Below are 20,666 nucleotides of genomic sequence, written 5' to 3'. Positions count from 1 at the left end.
ACAGTGACTGAGCACAAGGCCGTCCGCTGGGAGACCGACGCCGACGGCATCGCGATCGTCACCCTCGACGATCCCGGCCGCAGCGCCAACACGATGAACGACCGCTACAAGGCGGCCATGCGCCAGGTCGTCGACGAGCTGGTGGCCGCGAAGGACGACATCGCCGGTGTCGTCGTCACCTCCGCCAAGAAGACCTTCTTCGCCGGGGGCGACCTGCAGCAGCTCTCCGCCGCCGGTCCGGACGACGCCGCGCAGGTGTTCGAGAACGTGACCGAGGTGAAGGCCCAGCTGCGCGCGCTGGAGACCCTCGGCAAGCCGGTCGCCGCGGCGATGGCGGGCACCGCCCTCGGCGGCGGCCTGGAGATCGGGCTGGCGTGTCACCACCGGGTCGGGATCGACGCCAAGGGCGTGGTCTACGGCCTGCCCGAGGTGTCGCTGGGCCTGCTGCCCGGTGGCGGCGGCGTCACCCGGATCACCCGGATGCTGGGCATCGCGAACGGCTTCATGAACGTCCTCGCGCAGGGTCAGCGGCACAAGCCGGCCAAGGCGCTGGAGCTGGGCCTGGTCGACGAGCTGGCCTCGACCCCGGAGGAGGTACTGGCCCTGGCCCGGGCCTGGGTGCTGGCCCACCCGGAGCACCCCGGCCAGCCCTGGGATCAGCCGAAGTACAAGATCCCCGGCGGGACGCCGTCGAGCCCGTCGCTGGCGTCGATCCTGCCCGCGTTCCCGGCGAACCTGCGCAAGCAGATCAAGGGCGCACCGATGCCGGCCCCGCGCAACATCCTCGCCGCGGCCGTCGAGGGCTCCCAGGTCGATGTCGAGACCGCGCTGCGGATCGAGGGCCGGTACTTCGCCGAGCTGGTCACCGGCCAGGTCTCGAAGAACATGACCAAGGCGTTCTTCTTCGACCTGAACGCGATCAACGGCGGCAAGTCCCGCCCGGACGGCCCCGAGAAGTGGCAGCCCACCAAGGTCGCGGTGCTCGGCGCCGGGATGATGGGCGCCGGCATCGCCTACGTCTGCTCGCTGGCCGGCTGGGAGGTCGTCCTCAAGGACGTCTCGCGCGAGGCGGCCGACAAGGGCAAGGCGTACTCCCAGGGCCTGGTCGAGAAGGGCGTCAAGCGCGGGAAGACCACGCAGGAGAAGGGCGACGCGCTGCTCGGCCGGATCACCCCGACCGACGACTACGCCGATCTCGCCGGCTGCGACGTCGTCATCGAGGCGGTGTTCGAGTCGGTCGAGCTCAAGCAGGAGGTCTTCCGCGAGGCGGCCAAGCACATCGCCCCGGACGCGCTGCTCTGCTCGAACACCTCGACGCTGCCGATCACCGAGCTCGGGAAGGGCGTCGACCGCCCGGACGACTTCATCGGCCTGCACTTCTTCTCGCCGGTCGACAAGATGCCGCTGGTCGAGATCATCAAGGGTGAACGGACGAACGACGAGGCACTCGCCAAGGCGTTCGACCTGACTCTGGGCATCAAGAAGACGCCGATCGTCGTCAACGACTCCCGCGGGTTCTTCACCAGCCGGGTGATCGGCACCTTCATCAACGAGGGTGTCGCGATGATCGCCGAGGGCATCGACCCGCAGACGATCGAGCAGGCGTCGTCGCAGGCCGGGTACCCGGCCCCGGTGCTGCAGCTGATGGACGAGCTGACCCTGACCCTGCCGCGCAAGATCCGGGAGGAGACCCGCAAGGGCGTCGAGGCCGCCGGTGGCACCTGGACCCCGCACCCGTCGGACGCGGTGATCGACCGGATGGTCGACGAGTTCGACCGCAAGGGGAAGAGCTCGGGCGCCGGGTTCTACTCCTACGTCGACGGGAAGCGGGACGGCCTGTGGCCGGGCCTGCGCGAGCAGTTCGGCGCGACGAACCACGACGTGGACCTGGCCGAGCTGTCCGAGCGCATGCTGTTCATCGAGTCCATCGAGACGGTGCGCTGCGTCGACGAGGGCGTGCTCACCACCGTGGCCGACGCCAACATCGGCTCGATCTTCGGTATCGGCTTCCCGGCCTGGACCGGCGGCGTCCTGCAGTACATCGAGGGCTACCCCGGCGGACCGGCCGGGTTCGTCGCCCGCGCCGACGAGCTGAAGGCGACCTACGGGGAGCGGTTCGACGTGCCCGCCTCGCTGCGCGAGCGCGCCGCGAAGGGGGAGACGGCGACCGCAGCCGCCTGACCCGGCAGCACGTTCCGGCCCCACCGGTCACCCGGTGGGGCCGGATTCGTGTGGTGTCCCCGGACACACTACGTCCCGACAACCGGACACTCGGGACACGACGGACCCGTCACGTGCACCATGGTGTGTGTGACGCAGTGGGTGTTCGACATCGTGGACCGGCTCGGGGCGGCCGGGATCGGGCTTCTGATCTTCCTGGAGAACGTGATCCCGCCGATCCCCTCGGAGGTGATCCTGCCGCTCGGCGGCTTCCGGGCCTCGACCGGCGGGATGGACCTGGTCGGGGTCTGGGCGGCGGCCACGATGGGGGCGGTCGCCGGGGCCCTGGTGCTCTACGCGCTGGGGGCCTGGCTCGGGTTCGACCGGGTGCACCGGCTCGCCGGGAACCGCTGGTTCATCCTGTCGAGCCAGAAGGACCTGGAGAAGGGCCTCGACCTGTTCGAGCGCTACGGCAACTGGTTCGTGCTGGGCGGGCGGTGCATCCCGATCGTCCGCAGCCTCATCTCGATCCCGGCCGGGATCGCCGGCATGCCGCTGCTCCGGTTCACCGCGCTGTCCACCCTGGGCAGCGGCGTGTGGAACGCGATCTTCGTCTACCTCGGGTTCGCCCTCGGCGAGCGCTGGGAGCTGATCGAGGGCTACATGTCCCCGATCAGCAAGGTGGTCGCGGTGATCGGGGTCCTGGTCATCGTGTGGCTGGTCTGGCGCAAGCTGCGCCAGCGCCGCGCACGCACCCGCACCGCGGACGGTGACCCCGCGCCCTCGGACCCCGCGGCGCGCTGAGTCCGGCCCCGGCGCCGTGCCCACCGGTGCCGGACGGATGCCGAACGGATCATGCGGTGGGCTCTGCGTGCCGGTCCCACCACTCGGCGCGACACTGTGCTACCGCCCGCAGGGCCGACCGTGCCGCTGTGCGAACCTGATCGAAGGCAGGAGCAGGTTCTTCGACGGGTGGAGGTGGACGTGCGCCTCGTCGACGTCCACCACACCCACGCGTCGGGGACGGTCGCGCTGCGCGGCGTCCACCTCGACGTCGACCCGGCGGTCCCGACGGTGCTGCGCGGCGGCAACGGGGCCGGGAAGTCGACGCTGCTGCGGATCGCCGCCGGCGCGCTGACCCCGACGGCCGGGCGGGTCGAGGACCGGCCGGTCGTCGTCGGCTACCTGCCCGACCGGTTCCCCGCGACGATGCGGATCCCGCCGCGGCGCTGGCTCGACCACATGGCCCGGCTGCGCGGGCTGGACCCGGACGGGCTCGCCGAGGGCGCCGACGAGCTGCTCGAGCTCCTCGGCTACACCGGCGACGACAAGGAACCGATGTCGGAGCTGTCGAAGGGCAACACCCAGAAGATCGGCCTGGTGCAGGCGCTGGTCTGTGACCCGGGAGTGCTGGTCCTCGACGAGCCCTGGTCCGGTCTGGACGACGACGCGGCCGCCGCGCTGACCGAGCTGCTCGGCACCCGAGCGGGCGCCACCCTCGTCACCGACCACACGGGCACCGCCCTCGGCCTGCCCGGCGCCCGGACGCACCGGCTGCGCCAGGGCCGGCTCGCGACGGCCACCGATCCCGAGTCCGTCCCGCTCCCCGCCGCGCCGCCGCCCGGCGCCACCATGCGCCTGGACCTCGCGTGCGCCGGTGACCCGCGCCCGCTGCTCGAACGGGTGCTCCCGCCGGCCGAGGTCGAGGGTGCCGCCCCGGGCCGGTTCACCGTGCTCGTCCCGGCCCCCGACGCGGACGCCTGGCTCACCGCCGCGCTCGCCGCGGGCTGCGCGGTGCGCTCGGTCCGCCCCGTCCGCCAGGACGGCACCTCCCGCGCCGGGGACACCGGCCCCCGGCCGGCCCGGGGGCCGCGGTCCGGTGGGTACCCCGCGGCCCCGCCCGGCCCGCTGCCGCACCAGGAACGGGGTCCGGGATGGTGAGACGACTGCGGTCCGCGTTCGCCGTCGCGATGCTGCTCGGTGAGGACGTCGGCCGGTCGGAGCGGTTCGTCGCGCCCGCCGTGCTCTACGTCGTGTTCCTGGCGATCCTCTTCGGTGGCGGGCCCACCGCGCTGCCCGAGCCCTGGGCGGGCAGCGCCCTGTTGCTCTACCCGGTCGGGGCCTGGCTGGCGCACGCGCTGGCCGAGTCCGAGGACGAGACGACCCGCACGCTGACGCTCTCGGCCGCCGGCGGTCCGCTCGCCGTCGCGGCCGGGGTGCTGCTCGCGGCGACCGCCGGGATCGCCGCGCTGGGGCTGGTCGCCGTCGTCTGGGGGGTGGTCGCGGCGTGGGGCACGGCGACGACCGGGATCCTGCTCGACGGCCTGCTCGCCCACCTGGCCTGCGGGATCACCGGCGCCGCGGTGGGATCGGTGTTCGCCCGGCCGCTGTTCCGCAGCCAGGGGGTGGCGCTGGTCGCGGCCCTGGTCGTGCTGGTGATCACCGGTACCAGCCCGTGGCTCCCGCCGGTCGGCACGGCCGCGGCGTCGCTCGGCAGTGGCCGCGGCGGCGTCGGGCCGTTCGGGGACCTGCTGCTCGCGCTGCTGGTGGCGGTCGCCGCGCTCACCCTCGTGGCCGGGACCGAGCTGGGGCGGTTCGCCGCGTGGCTGGAGCAGTGGTCGGGCCTGCTGGAGCGGATCCGCCCCGGTTCCTGACGCCGGTCAGGCCACCAGGCCGGCCAGCCGCCCGAGCCGCTCGACGGTGCCGGCGAACGCCTGCTCCCGGTCCTCGACGACGTTCTGGAACTGGCCGAACAGCTCGAAGGAGATGTGCCCGAACAGGCCCGTCCATGCGGTGACCGCGGCGAACAGGGCCTGGTCGGGCAGCTCGGGGAGCTCCAGCGCGGCGCGCAGCCGGACGGCGTCCGCCGGCGTGCCGCCGACGCCGGGGCCGGGTTCGGGGTGCAGCACACCGGCGGCGTGCGCGTCGGCGAGCAGCGCCGCGAGCGGGGCGAGCACCTGCCCGGCGGCGGGGAGCGTGTCCACGGGGGCCCGGTAGCCGGGGACCGGCGAGCCGTAGAGGAGCGCGTACTCGTGCGGGTGGGCCAGTGCCCACGTCCGCACGGCGCCGGCGAGGGTCCGCCAGCGCCGGGCGGGACCGTCGGTGCCCGTCGCCGCCCCGGCCCCGACGGCCGCACCGAGCGCCTCGTAGCTCTGCACGATCAGGGCTGTGAGCAGGTCGTCCCGGGTGGGGAAGTAGCGGTGCAGTGCCGAGGACACCATGCCGATCTCCCGGGACACGGCGCGCATCGACAGGGCCGCGGCGCCGGTCTCGGCCAGCTGGCGCCGCGCGGCCGCGGTGATCTCGGCGACGAGCTCGGCCCGGGCCCGGTCGCGTGCGGTGCGCGAGGCGTTCATCCCCGGCACGGTAGACCACCGCACAACGACGAGAGCACTGCTCTTGAATTCATCGCTCTGATACGCGAGCATTGCTCTCGTTGTCGGCGTGGGAGGGGTGCGGGATGGATCGGACCGGTGCGGGTGTGGTGGCGATGGGTGGGGCGGGGATCGCCTTCGCGCTGTACCCGGCGCTGCGGCCGTACGTCGACGGGCCGCAGGTGTGGGCGCAGCCGCTGTGGGTGCCGTCGCACCTGCTGGGGGTGGCCGGATTCGCCCTGCTGGTGCCGGGCCTGGCGGCCGTGTGGTCCCGGACCCGGGGGACGGTGGGGGCCTCCGCGGCCTGGCTCGCCGTCGTCCTGGCCGGGGTGGGGGCGGCCCTGGTGCTGCCGTACTACGGCGCGGAGGCCTTCGGGCTGGCGCAGCTCACCGGACTCGCCGCCCCGGACGCCGTCGCGGCCGCCGAGGCGATCCGGATGGGCCCCTACGCCGTGACGACGTTCGGTGCCGGTCTGCTCGCGCTCGCCGTCGCGGGGGTCGCGGTGCCGCTCGCCGCCCGGCGCTCCGGGGTGCTGCCGGTCGGTGCGGCCGGGGTCCTCGCCGCCGGGCTGGTGCTGTACCTGCCGCAGTTCTTCGCGGCCCCGCCGCTGCGGATCGCGCACGGGGTCCTGCTGGGCGCCGGGTGCCTGCTGGTCGCCAGGGCGGTCGTCCGCCCGGCCCCGGTGGCCACCGCGGTCCGGCCCGGCTGACCCGCCGGTCCCGCCCGGCTCGCCGCGGCACCCCGGCCGGGTGGCACGTCACGCGTCCCGCGGCGGTGCGGCCGGCGACGTGGAGTGCCGCCCGACCGGGGCGACCGCCGGGGGATGCCTCAGCCGGTCCCCTCGGCGTAGTGCGCGGAGGTCGCGGCGAGGGTCTCGTCCCAGTCCGGCATCGGGCCGCCGGACAGCACCGCGGCCAGCCGGTCGAGGTACCAGTGCCAGCCCGGGCCGGCGTCGGCCGGGGAGAAGCCCTGCGGCAGCACCTGCTCGAACTCCAGCACGGTCCCGGCGCCGGCGGGGGACAGCGCGACCGCGAGCTCCCACGGCGCCCCGTCGCCCTCGGCCAGTTCGATCGCGAGCCGCCGCGGCGGCTCGCACACCACGATCCGGGCGTCGGAGGGTGGGCCGCCGCCGTCCTCGTCGCTGGTCAGTTCGAGTGCGACGGTCCCGCCGGGACGGGCGTCGCCGGTCCAGCGACCGAACCAGCGGGCGCACCGGTCCGGATCGGTGATCGCGGACCAGACGTCCTCGACCGGATCGGGGAGCCGGCGGTGGAAGGCCAGCCGCTTCCGGCCGTCCTCGCCGGTCACGATCCGTCCGGCTCCGGGGGGTTCCTCGGTCATGGTTGCTCCTCCGTGCGCCGGGCGCGACGGCCGCGGGCGAGTTCGGTTCCGAGTGCGTCCAGTCGCTGCGACCAGAAGCCGCGCAGTCCGTCCAGCCACCCCGTCGCGGCGTCCACACCGGACGGGTCCACGGCGTAGATCCGCCGGGTCCCCTCCGCGCGGACGGTGGCGAAACCGTTCTCCCGCAGCACCTTCAGCTGCTGGGAGACGGCGGGCTGGGAGATCCCGAACTCGGCCCGGATGACCTCGGTGACCCCGCCGGCGGTGTGGTCGCCGCGGGCCAGTAGTTCGAGGATCCGGCGCCGGACGGGATCGCCCAGGACGTCGAACGCATGCACATCGGCAGCTTATATAAGTTAGAACGAAAGTAAAGACCTGGTCTGGACGGGCGCGGGGATAGGCTCTATGGTTCATTACATGAGTAATGAACAACCGCACTACAACACCGGGAGGTCGCCGTGAACGACGACGGCCGCCCGCTGTTCCTGCAGATCGCGGAGGAGATCGCCTCCGCCGTGGTGGACGGCACCTATCCCGAGGAGACCCAGGTGCCGTCCAGCAACGAGCTCGCCGCGTTCCACCGGATCAACCCGGCCACCGCGGCGAAGGGCCTGAACCAGCTGGTCAGTGACGGTGTCCTCTACAAGAGACGGGGGATCGGGATGTTCGTCGCCGAGGGGGCACGGACCCGGTTGCTGGAGACCCGGCGGGAGGACTTCGCCCGCCAGTACATCGCTCCGCTGGTGACCGAGGCCCGCAAGATCGGGATCGACCCGGAGCAGCTGAAGAAGATGATCGACGTCTGGGGGGACGAGGGGACATGAACGCCGTCGCCATGCACGGGGTCACCAAGCGCTACGGCGACGTGACCGCACTCGACGACGTGAGCTTCGCGCTCGCGGAGAACCGCATCCACGGCCTGCTCGGGCGCAACGGAGCGGGCAAGACCACGGCCATGCAGATCCTGACCGCGCAGAACTTCGCGACCTCGGGCACCGCCGAGATCTTCGGCGAGCGGCCGTACGAGAACGCCGGTGCGCTCGCCCGGACCTGCTTCATCCGCGAGTCGCTGAAGTACCCGGACTCCTACAAGGTCCGGCACGCGGTGGCCGCGGCCGCGCACGTCTACCCGCACTGGGACCAGGCGTTCGCCGACGAGCTGGTCGAGGAGTTCGCGCTGCCCGCGAACCGGGCCTGCAAGAAGCTCTCCCGCGGGCAGCAGTCCGCGGTCGGGGTGGTGATCGGGCTGGCCTCGCGCGCCCCGCTGACCTTCTTCGACGAGCCCTACCTCGGGCTCGACGCCGTAGCCCGGCAGCTGTTCTACGACCGGCTGCTCGCCGACTACGCGGAGCACCCGCGCACCGTCGTGCTGTCGACCCACCTCATCGACGAGGTGTCCGACCTCATCGAGCACGTCGTGCTCATCGACGGCGGGCGGGTGCTGATCGACTCCGACTCCGACGAGCTGCGCGGCCGGGCGGTCACCGTCACCGGGCCGCTGGAGGCGGTGGAGCGCTTCGCCCGCGGGCACGTCGAGCTGCACCGCGAGCAGCTCGGCGGGTTCCTGCGGGTGACGCTGTCCGGCGCCCGTCCGGAACCCCTGCTGCCCGAGCTGCAGTTCGAGCCGGTCAGCCTGCAGCAGCTCGTCGTCCGCACCACCCAGCAGAACACCGGGGCCCGCTCCGGACGGGAGGTCCTGTCATGACCGCCGCCACCTCCGTCGCCGGGGCCGCCCGGCCCGTGACCGGATCGAACCGGGTCGCCGCCGTGCTGCGGATGAACCTGGTCGACGTCCGGGACCGGTTCGGCGGCGCCTGGGTGATCCTGGCCGCCATCTTCGCGGTCAACCTCGTCATCTGGTGGGCGATCCGGGTCAACGTCGACGACGCGGGCGCCGGCACCACCGGTGCGGTGTCCGCGGTGTTCTTCATCGTCGGCTCGACGTACCTGATCGCGATGACCCAGGTGATGCCGTTCGCGTTGAGTCTGGGGATCACGCGCCGGCACTTCTACACCGGCGTCTGCCTGTTGCTCGCGATCGAGACGCTGGCGCACGCCGTCCTGCTGACCGCGTTGCTCGGGATCGAGCGGGCGACCGGGGGCTGGGGCGTCGGCATGGACTTCTTCTCGATGACGTTCATGCCGGTGCAGAACCCGCTGCTGCAGGTCCTGACCTACTGGGGACCGTTGCTGACGATCGGACTGGTGTTCGTCGCGATGGGTGCGGTGTTCCGCCGGTGGGGCCAGTACGGGATCTGGGCGGTCGGCCTCGTCGTGCTGGCCGTGCTCGGCGCCGTGGTCGTCGGGTTCACCCTGCAGAACGCCTGGCCGGCGTTCGGCCGGTTCTTCGTCGACACCCCGGTGCCGCTGCTGATGGCCGGCTATCCGCTGGTGATCGCGGTGATCGCCACGGTCGGCGGCTACCTGGTGGTCCGGCGGGCCCGGGTCTGACAGCACGGACACGCGGACAGCACGGGCACCGCGACCGCGGTCCGGCACCCACCGGGGGGTGGAGCCGGGCCGCGGTCGCGGCGTTGGTCGGCGCTCAGGCGGGTACGAGCAGCACCCCGGCCCGTTCCCGGGCGCGGCCGGTCGCGGCGAGCGCTGCCTCGGCCCGCCGCCACGTCTCGCGGTACGGCCGGTACAGCGGCCAGTCCGCGCGGTCGCGCAACCGTTGCTCGCGCACCGCGGCCGGGACGTCCACCCAGAACGCCAGCGAGGTCACCGGGTGCATCGGCCCGGCCCCGGACCCGCACCCCTCCAGCACGACGATGCCGGCCGGTGCCCGCTCCCGGACCGGCCCCCAGCCGTCGCCCGCCCAGTCCCACGCCGTCCAGCGCAGCGTCTCGCCGGCCGCGAGCGGGTCACCGATCCCGCGCCGGGCCAGCTCCGGCACCCGCTCCAGCCCGGACCACCCCGGGCAGAGGTCCTCGGCCTCCAGCAGCGGGGCGGCCAGCTCCCGGGACAGCTCGGCGGCCAGGGTCGACTTCCCGGCCCCGGAGAACCCGTCCACGGTGACCAGCCGGTTCCCCGCCGGCCCCGGACGCGCCGCGCGCACCAGCGCCGCCGCCCGCTCCGTCCAGCCCGGTCCCGTCGCCAGGACCTCGGGTGTCACGGACGGACCACGACCTTCACCTGGGACGGGTCCGGCGCCAGCGCGTCGCCGACGTGGTCGAGATCGACGTGCGAGGTCACCAGCCGGTCGAGGTCGACCGCCCCGGACGCGGCGAGGCGCACCGCGGTCGGCCAGGTGCCGGCGTAGCGGAACGTCCCGGTCAGCGAGATCTCGCGGGACTGCAGCACGGACACCGGCAGCGTCATCTCGTCGGCGCCCATGCCGACCAGCACGGCGTTGCCGCCGGGGCGGACCGCGTCCAGCCCGGCGAGCACGGCCCGGGGCGCCCCGGAGCAGTCGACGAACGCGTCGACGTCGGCCGGGCCGTCGGACCCGCCGTCGGCCGGGTCGAACGTCGCGGTGGCGCCGAAGTCCGACGCCATCGCCCGGCGGCCCGGGTCCGGGTCGCTCACCAGCACCTCGGCGGCCCCCTGCACCGCGGCGACCTGCGCGACCAGCAACCCGATCGGACCGGCCCCGGCGACCAGCACCCGGGCACCCACCCCGGTCCCGGCCCGGTGGTGCGCCCACAGCGCCACCGACAGCGGTTCGAGCAGGGCCGCGGCGTCGTCGGAGACGTGGTCGGGGACCGGGTGGGCGAAGTCGTCGGCGATCGTGACGTACTCGGCGAACGCACCGTCGACCGGCGGCGTCGCGAAGAACACGACGTCCGGGCAGAGGTTGTAGGCACCGGTGTGGCAGTAGCGGCAGCGCCGGCACGGGACGCCGGGTTCGACCGAGACCCGCTGCCCGATCCGCCCGGTGTCCACCCCGGCGCCGACGGCGACGATCCGCCCGGCCGGCTCGTGCCCGAGCACCAGCGGCTCGCGCACGACGAACCCGCCGATCCGGCCGTGGGTGAAGTAGTGCACGTCGGAGCCGCAGGTGCCGACCGAGGCCACCCGGACCAGCACCTCCCGCGGCCCGGGGCGGGGCACCGCCCGCTCCTGCACCTCCAGTTCACCGGCGGCGCGCAGCACGCTGCACCGCATCGACTCGGGGATCTCGACGCTCGCGGTCACGGTGGGAGACGGTTCCATGCGCCCCGGCCCCTCGGCAATCCGCCCGCCGCAGCCCACGACACCCGGCACGGCCCGGGTACCCAGCGCGGATCCGGGTAACCGCCGGGCGGCGCGGACGCGGCCGGGCTCCTGGTGTTGACTGTGACCCGTCGTACGGCTGCCGGACGAGGAAGGGTGCCGATGGCTACGGGCATCGAACGACCGGCGGTCACCGGTTTCCACCACGTGTCGGCGGTCGTGTCGGACGTCGAGTCCAGCGCCACGTGGTACCAGCGCGTGCTCGGGATGCAGCGGCTCCCGATGACCTTCCCGCACCACGACGCGGGCGGCGGCGACCCGGAGAAGGCGGCGCTGCTGCTCGACTCGGCGACCGGCGTCATGATCGAGCTGCACGCACCGGCCGACGGCGACGGCGGCCCGGTCCGCGGCGCACTCGACCACCTCGCGTTCGGGGTGGCCGACCGGGCGACGCTCGACCACTGGGCGGCCTGGCTGGACATGCTGTCGGTGCGGCACGGCGGCGTCGTCGACCGCAGTGACCCGACCGACTACGCGACCCTGGAGTTCCGGGACCCGGACGGCGTCGCCCTGGAGTTCATCCACTTCCCCGGACGCGGGTAGCGCGGCTCAGGGCGCGACGCAGACCAGGCCCCACGGCCGGTCGTCGACCCGGGTCATCACGACCGTCGCGTGCCGCGAGCCCCGCCCGCGCAGGGTGCGGGCGAGCGCCTCGACGTCGCCGGCCAGCCCGCGCCGCCGGACGTCCACCGCGCCGACGTCGAGTTCGCGCAACAGCCGGGGCAGCCGCTTCTGGTCCCACGGGCGGGAGTCGAGCACCCGCAGGACGCGGGCGAACGGCGTCGGGGCCGGTTCGTCGTCGGTGGTGAGGAACGCGATCCGCGGATCGATCCGGGTGGTGGCGGTGCGCCGGGCCAGCTGCGAGACCAGGCCGGCCCTGGTGACCGCCGGGTTCGGGTCGAGCAGCCAGGCGCCGGGCGGGCCGACCGCGACGCCGGTGTCCCCGTCGGCCGGATCCGGGTCGCCGGCGATGGTGTGCGTCCCGGCGGGGTCGAACACGGTGGCCCTGGTCCGGGCACCGGCCAGCGCGGGGGACCAGAGCGCCGACTCCTTCAGCTCGCGCCCGAGCGCGAGGAACTCCAGCTCCCACTCCGGCGGGACGGTGCCGTGGTCGATCCCCGGCGCCGCCTTGATGCCGGCCGCCCCGGTGCGCCCGGCCAGGTCGAGGCACCAGCCCAGCGGGGGTTCGGAGTCGCCGGTGCGCATCCGCCCGCCCGCCGAGCGCCGGGCCGGGTCGACGAACACGCCGTCCACGCCGGACAGGTCGGCGTCCCGGACGTCGGCGCGGACCGTCCGCACCGCGGCGCCGTGGGCGGTCGCGTTCCGCCCGGCCATCCACAGATGGGTGGGATCGAGGTCGACGCCGGTCACCTCGTGTCCGGCGACGGCCAGTGCGACCAGGTCGCCGCCGATCCCGCAGCACAGGTCGGCCACCCGGTCCCGGCCGGCGAAGCGGGCGGCCCGGTGCCGGGCGAGCACCTCCGACGACGCCTGCTCCAGCCCGTCGCGGGTGAACCACATCCGCCCGGCCAGGGTGAACTTCGCCGACGCCCGGTCGCGCAGCTCGGTGAGGGTCATCGCGTCGGCGACTAGCCCGGCGTCGTACTCGCGGCGCAGGGCGGTCCCGAGCCGCAGCGCCGCGTCCCCGGACCGGTCGGCCCCGGCCAGCCGGTCCAGCAGGGCGGTGCCGTCCGTCCCGGCGAGCCGGTCCCACCGGGAGGTGTCGTCGCGATCCACGCCGCACACCTTCCCGGACGGCTCCGCGGGCGCCCGGACGGCCCCGGATGCCGGGCACCCTCGCGTGGCGCCTGCGTCCCCCCGGTCACCTCCGTCCCCCGCGTTGCGCGGGGCACCGGTCCTAGCGGTTGCGCGGGCTCCTCGTCCGGGTGGGCTCACCCCACTGTCGGGTGGTTCCGGGGGCGTCGTGCACCGAGCGCTCCTACCGTCCGGAATATCGGACAAGCCGGACACGGACGGGACGGATCGGTGCCCCATGAAACGTGGACTTGCACGACGCACGGTGATCGCCGCGACGACGGTCGTGACGGCGGGGGCACTCGCCGTGACCGGTACGGGCACGGCGCTCGCCGACGGGGTCCACCCGTCGGGGACTGTGGGTGCACCGTCGGTGTCCGGGGCGGGGTTCGTGCCGGCCCAGCGCACGGCGCCGGCGGCGGAACGGCTCCCGGCCTCCGACGGCGCCGGGCCCCCCGTGCCCACGGGTGCGGCAGCGGCCGGTGCCGTGCCGGAGCCCGTCGCCGCGTCCCGCGCGGATGCGGGCCGCGGTGCACCCGACGGGCCACCGGCGCCGCCCGCCGGTACCGACGCGCCGGCGCCGGACCCGGCCGGGGATCCGGCGGCCCGGCGCGCGGAGGATCCCGATACCGGGTCCGCCGGGGCGCCGGGCGCCGACCCGCCGGGGGCGGGCCGCACGGCCGGAGACGCCGACGACGCTGCGTCCGGCGCCGGGGGTGCGGTCGATCGGCCGGAGCCGGGGCCCGCGGACGGTCCGGTGGCGGAGCCCGGCCCGGGGAGTCCGGAGGTTCCGGTGGCGGGACCCGTGAAGGGTCCGGGCACGGGCCCCGGCGCCGGAACCGCGGACGACCCGGGTCCCGGCACCGGGACCTCCGACGACCCGGGGACGGGCCCCGGCAGCGGGACCGCGGACGACCCGGCGGTGGAGCCCGGGCCGGCGAACCTGGATGATCCGGTGGTGGCGCCCGGCACCGACGATCCCCAAGCCGCTCCCGGCCCGAGTGACGCCGAGGAGCCCGCCGTCACCGACCCGTCGGCGCGGCCGGCCGACCAGAGCGTCCCGAAGCCGGGGGCGCCCACCGCGGCCGAGCGGTTCGGCTGGGGCACGCCGCTGCCCGCCTCCGACGAGTTCGACTACACCGGCCCGCCCGACCCCGAGCGCTGGAACACCGCGGGCGAGTGCTGGCCCGGGCACGCCGGCAACGGTGGGCGCTGCGCCAGCCGCTCCACCGTGAAGGACGGGAAGCTCGTCCAGGCCGGTCTCGAGAACGGCGACTCGGCGTGGCTCGCGTCCCGGTTCGACCAGCAGTACGGCCGGTGGGAGGCCCGGGTCCGGTCCGAGGGGACCGGGCCGGACAACGGACGTCAGTACCACCCGTTGCTGATCATCTGGCCGCAGTCGGACCGCTGGCCCGACGACGGCGAGTACGACTTCCTGGAGAACGGCGCCCCCGGTGAGCAGTGCGCCGAGGCGTTCATCCACTACCCGCACGGCCGCGGGGCGATCCAGCAGGAGTTCGTCCGCGAGTCCGACTGCGGCGCGCCGCTCTCGGAGTGGCACAACGTCGCCGTCGAGTGGACGCCGGACCACATCGCCGGGTTCATCGACGGCGAGGAGTGGTTCCGTTTCTCCGGCGGCGCGAAGGGCAACCGCCGGGCCATCCAGGACATGCCCAGCGGGCACCTGACGATCCAGCTCGACAACTTCTTCGGCGGCGACATGCAGCCCGCCGAGTACGAGATCGACTGGGTCCGGATCTACTCCCTGGACGACGACTGACCCACTGCGGTCGCCGGCGCTCCCGGGCGGTCCGGTCGCAGGCACCTCACGGTGCGGACCGGCACGCAGATTCCGCACCGACTCCCCGCCGCCGCACGAGGATGCGGTTCCCGCACGGGAGCCGGTCCCGTGCGGGAACGCAGTGCCGGTGCGGGAGCGGGCACATCGTGCGGGGTGCGGGACGGTCGGTCCGGCGCACCACCGGCCGGGTCCGGCGGGGAGCCGGACCCGACCGGGGGCGGTTCAGGACGCGGTCACGCCCATCGCCTCGGCCAGGCGCAGGTGCGGGGCGGCCTCGTCGTGCCGGGACCGCCGCTGCAGCGTCCGGCCGAGCAGCAGGTGGACGTACCCGTCCGACGGCGTCCGGTCGAGCAGGTCACGCAGCTCGGTCTCGGCCCGCCCCAGCTGTGCGGAGTGGTAGTACGCCCGCGCCAGCAGCAGCCGGGGCGCCGTCGCGGTGGTGTCCTCGGCGACGAGATCGGCGAGCAGCCGGGCGGCGCCGAGGTGGTCACCGGAGTCGAACAGGTAGGTCGCGCGCTCCCAGCGGGCCGCCGGAGTCGCGGCCGCACCCGTCGTCGGGAACAGGGCGTCGAGGGTCATCACGGGCTCCTTCCCGGTCACCGGAAGTGGTGTACCAGCCGGAACGCCGATGTCCCCGCGGCTGTTCCCGCGCTCCCGACCAGCATCGACGCACCTCTGTAGCCGAACGGCACCCCGCGCCGGCTCCCCGCTCCCCGCGCGACGGGTGCGGCACGCCGATGACAGGCGCGGCACACCGGCGGCGGTGCGGCACGTCGGCGGAGGACGCGGCTCGCCGACGCGGTGCGCGGGGGACGCGCGGGCAGCGCGGTCCGGACGCGGGTGCCCCGGCTACCGGGTCCTGGCGGTGTGGCCGGAGCGGTCCGACGCAGGGCGACGACGCGGGTACGGGGCGCGACGCGGGCGGCCGTCCGGCGCGTCCGCGGGGCGCTACGGCGACCCGGTACGGAGATCTCAGCGTCATCACAGGAGCGATGAGCACGATGGTGGGCATGGCGATGATCCCGGACGAACCGACCTGGGTGGGCGAGCTGGACCGGCTGGCCCCTGCGCGCGACCTCGTCGTCGACCCGCGCTTCGGTGCCGCACGCCTGCTGGTCACCGTCGGGGGCACCCCGCAGGGCCAGATCACGGTCCCGCTGTCGGACGGCCGGGCGAGCGCGACCGAGCTGGAGTTCGCCACCGCGACCCTGCCGCCGGTCGACGACGTGGAGCGGGCGCCGGTGGCGTCGGACCCGGTCACCGTCGTCATCGCGACCCGCAACCGGCCCGACTCGCTCGCCCGCTGCCTGCGCGCCGTCCTCGCCTCCGACCACCCCGACCTGTCGGTCATCGTCGTCGACAACGACCCCGACGACGAACGCACCCAGCACGCGGTCACCGCCACCGCATCACCCCGCGTGCGCTACGTCCGCGAACCCCGCCGCGGCGCCAGCGTCGGACGCAACCGCGGACTCGCCGAAGCCCGCACCGACCTCGTCGCCTTCACCGACGACGACACCGAGGTCGACCCCGCCTGGGCCTCCCGCATCGCCGGAGCCTTCGCCACCGACCCCGAACTCGCCTGCCTGTCCGGCCCCGTCCTCGCCGCCCGCCTCGGCAGCGGCGAAGAACGCGCCGCCGACATCGCACTCGCCTGGAACAAGGGCTTCACCACCCGCCGCTTCTCCATGGCCAACCCCCCCACCGACTCCCCGATCTTCCCCTTCGCCCCCGGCCTGCTCGGCATCGGCGCCAACCTCGCCGTCCGCGCCACCGCCGCCCGCTCCGTCGGCGGCTTCGACGAAGCCATGGGCCCCGGCACCCCCACCCACGGCGGGGAGGACTGTGAGTTCCTCGTCCGGCTCATCCTCGCCGGACACACCCTCGGCTACGCCCCCGGCGCCTACCTCTGGCACCACCACCGCCCCGACGCCGCCGCCCTGCGCACCCAGCTCGAGGGCTACGCCGTCGGCCTCGGCAGCTTCCTCGCCAAGGTCGCCCTCTCCCCCCAGGGCCGCACCGTCGCCCTGCGCCGCCTGCCCGCCGCCGTCGCCCGCCTGCGCCACATCTCCGCCCGCGAGGCCGGCGCCGGCGACGCCATGCCGGACGCGGGCGCCGCGCTGCGCGGTTCGCGCCTGGTCCGCGGGGGAGTGGCCTACCTGCGCCGGTCCCGCGAGGTGCGTCAGGTCGGTGGCGCGGTGCCGCCGATGACGCTGCCGCGCCGGTTCACCACCGTGCCCGCGCACATCCGCCGGGCGGCGGCCGAGCAGGCCGCGCGCTCCGGCGCGCAGGAGGTGCCCGGACCGGCCGCGCTGCCGCAGCCGCGGTCCGGGTCGACCGGCCCCGCGATCTCCCAGCAGCTGTCGGCCTGATCCGGGCCGGCGGGAACGGGGCCGGACGGTCCGACCGGCCCCGGCCGACGGAGCAGGGGGCGCCTCAGAGGCCGTAGGTCTTGCCGATGATGTCGCGCTGGATCTCGCTGGTCCCGCCGTACACGGTGGACACCACGCTCTGCCGGAGCAGCCGCTCCATGCCGTACTCGGTGGCGTAGCCGTAGCCGCCGAGCATCTGCATGCCCTCCAGGGACAGGTGCTTGGCGAGCTCGGTGGCCTTCAGCTTCGCCATCGACGCCTCCCGCGGGAACAGCGCCCCCGGCTCCGCCTCGTCGATGGTCCGGGCGGTGTCGTGGACCAGCAGCCGGGTCGCGGCGAGCTCGGTGGCGTTGTCGGCGATCCTGTGCCGTATCGCCTGGAAGCTGCCGACCGGGCGGCCGAACTGCTTGCGTTCCTTCACGTAGGCGACGGTGTCGTCGAAGGCCCGCCGGGCCAGCCCCAGCATGAGCCCGGCGAGGATCATCCGTTCCAGGTTGAGGCCCGCCATGAGCTGCTTCCAGCCCTGGCCCTCGGTCCCGACGACGGCGTCGGCGGGCAGCTCGCACCCGTCGAAGTAGAGGTCGTTGACCTCCTTGCCACCCATCGTCTCGATGCCGTGGATGCTCAGCCCGTCCGCGCCGGCCGGGACGACGAACATGGTCAGGCCGTCGTGCTTGCCGCCGTCGGTCGAGGTGCGTGCGACCAGCAGGATGTGCGAGGCGATGTGGGCGTTGGAGCACCACGTCTTCTGGCCGTCGATCCGCCAGCCGGTGTCGGTCTTCGTCGCGCGGGTCGTGAGGCCGCCGACGTCGGAGCCCGCCTCGGGCTCGGACATCGAGATCGACAGCACGTCGCCGCGGCACATGCCGCCGAGCAGTTCGCGCTTCTGCTCCTCGGTGCCGAACTTCTCGATCGCCGCCGCGGTGATGACGGTCGTGCCGAAACCGGAGATGGGGGCCTGCCCGTACGCGGTCTCCTCCAGGAAGACAAGCAGCTCACGCATGCCCTGGCCGGCGCCGCCGTACTCCTCGGGGGTCGCGATGCAGAGCCAGCCGAGGTCGGCCATCCGGCGGTAGATCTCGGCCGAGTGCGGGTGGCGGCCGTGGTCGGTCAGCTCGTCGCGGCGCGCGGTCGAACCGACCTCGCGCCGGCAGAACTCACCGACTGCACGGGCCAGGTCGGCCTGGTCCTCGGTCAGGGTCACGGGCATCGTCGCCTCCGGTGGGTCGTACGGGTACGCAGGATCAGGTCCACATCCCGATGCCGTCGAGATGGGCCAGCAGCAGGTCACGGCCGTCGAGCACGTGCCGTTGCATCGCCGCGCGGGCGGCCTCGGGATCGGCGGCGCCGAGCGCGTCGAGCAGCGTGGTGTGCGCGCGCAGCGCCCCGGCCCGCCACGCGGCCGAGCCGGTGTAGAAGTGCGCGGGCAGGTAGTGCGACGACCGGCCCGCCAGCCAGGCCAGCTTGCGCGACGCGGCCATCCGGTTGATCTCGGCGTGCAGCCGGTGCTCGGCCGAGACCAGCGGTTCCAGCTCGCCGGGCCCGGCGTCGGCCCCGGTCCGCGCGCAGAGGTCGGCGACCCGGGCGGCCAGCTCGTGCAGGTCGTCGAGATCGGCCGGGACGAGCCGGGCGGCGGCCCGTGCCGCCAGCCGGCCGGTCAGCTCGGCCTGGACCTCGAACAGGTCGGCCACGTCGCCACGGGTCAGCTCGGCGACGACGAAGCCGCGCCGGGGCAGCGCCCGCACCATGTCCTCGGCGCGCAGCGACTGCAGCGCCTCCCGGACCGGGGTGTGGCTGACGCCCAGCTCGGCGGCGATCCGGTCCATCCGCAGGAAGGTGCCGGGGCGCAGCTCACCGGAGAGGATCCGGTCCCGCAGGACGAGCGCGATGCGATCGGGCAGTTGCGCCGTGCGGCCCGGGGCGTCGGCCGGGAAATCCGGCGCGAGATCCGGCAGAGACACGCCGACTATCATATACGATTCTGCGGCATTCCCCCGCCGACGTCGTCCAGGGAGGCCGAGATGCCGGATCCGAGCAGCGCCCCGACACCCGCCGCGAGCCCGGGCGGCGACCCGGGGTTCCGGCTCACCGACCTGCTCGCCGACCCGGAGCGCGCCGGGCTCGTCGCCATCGCCGACGGGGGCCGGGAGACGACCTACGGTGAGCTCGACCGGCGGGCCGGCCTCGCCGGTGCGGCCCTGCAGGCGCTCGGGCTCGGTCCGGGTGACCGGGTCGTGTGGATCGGGAAGAACCGGACCGAGTTCTTCGAGCTGCTGCTCGGCGCGCCGCGGATCGGCGCGGTGTCGGCCCCGCTGAACACCCGGCTGACCGAGTCCGAGCTCCGGGCACTCGTCGACGACGCCGGCGCCGGCCTCGTCGTCCTCGGCCCGGACTTCGCGGGGCTGCGCGAGCAGCTGTCGCCGTGGCGGGTGCTCGTCGTGGGGGAGGACTACGAGGCGTGGCGGGACGCACCGGCCGAGCCGCTGCCGCCGTCGGCGCCGCCGGGATCGACGTTCGACGACCCGGTGCTGCAGCTCTACACCTCGGGGACCACCGGCCTGCCCAAGGGCGTGCTGCTCGCGCACCGGCAGTTCTCCGCGCTGCTGCGTGCGGCCGGGCACTGGTCGATCGACACCAGTTCGAGCGCGCTGGTCGCGATGCCGCTGTTCCACATCGGCGGGGCCGGGTTCGGGCTGGTCTGCCTGGCCGCCGGGGCCCGAATGGTGCTGGTCGCCGACATCGTGCCCGCCACGCTGCTCGACACCATGTCCACCGAGCGCGTCACGAACGCGTTCCTGGTCCCCGCGGTGCTGCAGATGCTGGTCGCGGTGCCGGGTGCGGCCGAGCGGGACTGGTCGGCCCTGCGCTCGATCGCCTACGGTGCCTCGCCGATCACCGCCGGCGCGCTGCGTGCGGTGGTCGAGACGTTCCGGGCGCCGTTGTTCCAGGTCTACGGCGCGACCGAGACGACGGGCTCGATCACCCAGCTCGACCCCGACGACCACGACCCGGAGGGTCCGCGGGCGCACCTGATGCGCTCGGCCGGGCGGCCGTACCCGTGGGTCGATCTCGTCGTCGTCGACCCGGAGACGGGGGCGGAGCTGGGGCCGGGCGAGGTCGGCGAGGTGCGGATCGGGTCGGACCAGGTGACCCAGGGGTACTGGCGCCGCCCCGAGGAGACGGCGGCGGCGCTCGGCCCGGACGGCCGCTTCCGCACCGGTGACGCCGGCTTCCTCGACGAGGAGGGCTTTCTCTTCCTCACCGACCGGATCAAGGACATGATCATCACCGGTGGGGAGAACGTCTATCCGATCGAGGTGGAGAGCGTGCTCTCCGAGCACCCGGACGTCGCCGACGTCGCGGTGATCGGCGTCCCGGACGAGCGCTGGGGCGAGACGGTGAAGGCGGTGGTCGTCGCGCGGGAGGGCGCGACGATCGATCCGGAGGCCCTGCTGGACTGGGTGCGTCCGCTGGTCGCGGGGTTCAAGCGCCCGCGGTCGGTCGAGATCGTGGCCGCACTCCCGCGCAATCCCAGCGGCAAGATCCTGAAGCGGGAGCTACGGGCGGCGCACCGGCCCGGGTGAGCCGCACCATCGGCCCTTCACCTCACCGTGATCTGCGGTTAGCCTGACCTGAGTAGCGGTGAG

Annotated in this window: 21 protein-coding genes; 12 read left to right on the top strand and 9 right to left on the bottom strand. The window is 74.5% G+C overall.

Annotation, left to right across the window (positions count from 1 at the left end; all coding sequences use genetic code 11):
• Positions 1 to 3 precede the first annotated feature (3 nt).
• The 4 genes from AFB00_RS07830 (at position 4) to AFB00_RS07815 (ending at position 4,814) form a co-directional block, all read left to right on the top strand.
• Positions 4 to 2,181, top strand: a complete 2,178-nt coding sequence (locus AFB00_RS07830) for a 3-hydroxyacyl-CoA dehydrogenase NAD-binding domain-containing protein (RefSeq protein WP_068796679.1) — start codon at positions 4 to 6, stop codon at positions 2,179 to 2,181.
• A gap of 129 nt (positions 2,182 to 2,310) precedes the next feature.
• Positions 2,311 to 2,964, top strand: coding sequence for a DedA family protein (locus AFB00_RS07825; RefSeq protein ID WP_231974270.1), 654 nt, complete (start codon positions 2,311 to 2,313; stop codon positions 2,962 to 2,964).
• Between the two features lie 168 nt (positions 2,965 to 3,132).
• On the top strand, positions 3,133 to 4,101 hold the full coding sequence (locus tag AFB00_RS07820; RefSeq protein ID WP_068796677.1) for an ATP-binding cassette domain-containing protein: 969 nt from the start codon (positions 3,133 to 3,135) through the stop codon (positions 4,099 to 4,101).
• Positions 4,095 to 4,814, top strand: coding sequence for a hypothetical protein (locus AFB00_RS07815; RefSeq protein WP_068796676.1), 720 nt, complete (start codon positions 4,095 to 4,097; stop codon positions 4,812 to 4,814). The genes AFB00_RS07820 and AFB00_RS07815 overlap by 7 nt, the downstream gene beginning before the upstream one ends.
• A gap of 6 nt (positions 4,815 to 4,820) precedes the next feature.
• Here the strand turns inward: AFB00_RS07815 and AFB00_RS07810 are convergent, their stop codons facing one another.
• Positions 4,821 to 5,516: a TetR/AcrR family transcriptional regulator gene (locus AFB00_RS07810; RefSeq protein WP_068796675.1), complete on the bottom strand. Its 696-nt coding sequence runs from the start codon at positions 5,514 to 5,516 to the stop codon at positions 4,821 to 4,823.
• 104 nt (positions 5,517 to 5,620) lie between these two features.
• Here AFB00_RS07810 and AFB00_RS07805 point away from each other — a divergent pair, with 104 nt between their 5' ends.
• A complete protein-coding gene (locus AFB00_RS07805; protein WP_068796674.1) occupies positions 5,621 to 6,244 on the top strand; it encodes a hypothetical protein in 624 nt (207 codons plus the stop codon).
• A gap of 119 nt (positions 6,245 to 6,363) precedes the next feature.
• Here AFB00_RS07805 and AFB00_RS07800 read toward each other — a convergent pair whose 3' ends face one another.
• Together AFB00_RS07800 and AFB00_RS07795 are read right to left on the bottom strand one after the other, a co-directional pair.
• A complete protein-coding gene (locus tag AFB00_RS07800; protein ID WP_083275353.1) occupies positions 6,364 to 6,876 on the bottom strand; it encodes an SRPBCC family protein in 513 nt (170 codons plus the stop codon).
• Positions 6,873 to 7,214: an ArsR/SmtB family transcription factor gene (locus AFB00_RS07795; RefSeq protein WP_068796673.1), complete on the bottom strand. Its 342-nt coding sequence runs from the start codon at positions 7,212 to 7,214 to the stop codon at positions 6,873 to 6,875. Before AFB00_RS07795 ends, AFB00_RS07800 begins: the two co-directional genes overlap by 4 nt.
• 120 nt (positions 7,215 to 7,334) lie before the next feature.
• On the opposite strand from AFB00_RS07795, the gene AFB00_RS07790 reads away from it, so the two are divergent.
• Genes AFB00_RS07790 through AFB00_RS07780 form a run of 3 tightly spaced genes read left to right on the top strand, consistent with a single transcriptional unit; the run spans position 7,335 to position 9,327 of the window.
• Positions 7,335 to 7,700, top strand: coding sequence for a GntR family transcriptional regulator (locus tag AFB00_RS07790; protein ID WP_068796672.1), 366 nt, complete (start codon positions 7,335 to 7,337; stop codon positions 7,698 to 7,700).
• Positions 7,697 to 8,581 carry an ABC transporter ATP-binding protein gene (locus AFB00_RS07785; RefSeq protein WP_068796671.1) on the top strand — a complete coding sequence of 295 codons (885 nt, stop codon included), beginning with the start codon at positions 7,697 to 7,699 and terminating at the stop codon, positions 8,579 to 8,581. Before AFB00_RS07790 ends, AFB00_RS07785 begins: the two co-directional genes overlap by 4 nt.
• A complete protein-coding gene (locus AFB00_RS07780) occupies positions 8,578 to 9,327 on the top strand; it encodes a hypothetical protein (protein WP_068796670.1) in 750 nt (249 codons plus the stop codon). The genes AFB00_RS07785 and AFB00_RS07780 overlap by 4 nt, the downstream gene beginning before the upstream one ends.
• A 94-nt stretch (positions 9,328 to 9,421) precedes the next feature.
• On the opposite strand, the gene AFB00_RS07775 is transcribed toward AFB00_RS07780, so the two are convergent.
• Together AFB00_RS07775 and AFB00_RS07770 are read right to left on the bottom strand one after the other, a co-directional pair.
• Positions 9,422 to 9,991: a hypothetical protein gene (locus AFB00_RS07775; RefSeq protein WP_083275352.1), complete on the bottom strand. Its 570-nt coding sequence runs from the start codon at positions 9,989 to 9,991 to the stop codon at positions 9,422 to 9,424.
• Positions 9,988 to 11,013, bottom strand: coding sequence for an NAD(P)-dependent alcohol dehydrogenase (locus AFB00_RS07770; protein WP_068796669.1), 1,026 nt, complete (start codon positions 11,011 to 11,013; stop codon positions 9,988 to 9,990). Before AFB00_RS07770 ends, AFB00_RS07775 begins: the two co-directional genes overlap by 4 nt.
• A 180-nt stretch (positions 11,014 to 11,193) precedes the next feature.
• Between AFB00_RS07770 and AFB00_RS07765 the strand changes: the two genes are divergently transcribed.
• A complete protein-coding gene (locus AFB00_RS07765; protein WP_068800102.1) occupies positions 11,194 to 11,634 on the top strand; it encodes a VOC family protein in 441 nt (146 codons plus the stop codon).
• A gap of 6 nt (positions 11,635 to 11,640) precedes the next feature.
• On the opposite strand, the gene AFB00_RS07760 is transcribed toward AFB00_RS07765, so the two are convergent.
• Positions 11,641 to 12,828 carry a class I SAM-dependent methyltransferase gene (locus AFB00_RS07760; RefSeq protein ID WP_068796668.1) on the bottom strand — a complete coding sequence of 396 codons (1,188 nt, stop codon included), beginning with the start codon at positions 12,826 to 12,828 and terminating at the stop codon, positions 11,641 to 11,643.
• Between the two features lie 811 nt (positions 12,829 to 13,639).
• Between AFB00_RS07760 and AFB00_RS33895 the strand changes: the two genes are divergently transcribed.
• Entirely contained in the window at positions 13,640 to 14,626 is a 987-nt protein-coding gene (locus AFB00_RS33895) for a family 16 glycosylhydrolase (protein ID WP_197519789.1), read from the top strand.
• Between the two features lie 243 nt (positions 14,627 to 14,869).
• Here AFB00_RS33895 and AFB00_RS07750 read toward each other — a convergent pair whose 3' ends face one another.
• A complete protein-coding gene (locus tag AFB00_RS07750) occupies positions 14,870 to 15,226 on the bottom strand; it encodes a tetratricopeptide repeat protein (protein ID WP_068800101.1) in 357 nt (118 codons plus the stop codon).
• A gap of 413 nt (positions 15,227 to 15,639) precedes the next feature.
• Here AFB00_RS07750 and AFB00_RS07745 point away from each other — a divergent pair, with 413 nt between their 5' ends.
• Positions 15,640 to 17,019 (top strand): glycosyltransferase family 2 protein, encoded by a 1,380-nt coding sequence (locus tag AFB00_RS07745; protein WP_068796666.1) that lies wholly within the window; start codon positions 15,640 to 15,642, stop codon positions 17,017 to 17,019.
• Between the two features lie 64 nt (positions 17,020 to 17,083).
• Here the strand turns inward: AFB00_RS07745 and AFB00_RS07740 are convergent, their stop codons facing one another.
• Both AFB00_RS07740 and AFB00_RS07735 read right to left on the bottom strand, forming a co-directional pair.
• Positions 17,084 to 18,229 carry an acyl-CoA dehydrogenase family protein gene (locus AFB00_RS07740; RefSeq protein ID WP_068796665.1) on the bottom strand — a complete coding sequence of 382 codons (1,146 nt, stop codon included), beginning with the start codon at positions 18,227 to 18,229 and terminating at the stop codon, positions 17,084 to 17,086.
• 34 nt (positions 18,230 to 18,263) lie between these two features.
• Positions 18,264 to 18,980, bottom strand: coding sequence for a GntR family transcriptional regulator (locus AFB00_RS07735; protein WP_231974268.1), 717 nt, complete (start codon positions 18,978 to 18,980; stop codon positions 18,264 to 18,266).
• A 60-nt stretch (positions 18,981 to 19,040) separates the two neighbouring features.
• Between AFB00_RS07735 and AFB00_RS07730 the strand changes: the two genes are divergently transcribed.
• The gene (locus AFB00_RS07730; protein WP_083275348.1) at positions 19,041 to 20,603 is read left to right on the top strand and encodes an AMP-binding protein; all 1,563 of its coding nucleotides are present in this window, start codon (positions 19,041 to 19,043) and stop codon (positions 20,601 to 20,603) included.
• The last annotated feature ends 63 nt before the right edge of the window (positions 20,604 to 20,666 follow it).

It is taken from the genome of Pseudonocardia sp. HH130630-07 (assembly GCF_001698125.1).
GTDB lineage: Bacteria > Actinomycetota > Actinomycetes > Mycobacteriales > Pseudonocardiaceae > Pseudonocardia.
The sequence above is the reverse complement of the archived record's forward strand: the minus strand, read 5'-3'. Positions and strand labels throughout refer to the sequence as shown.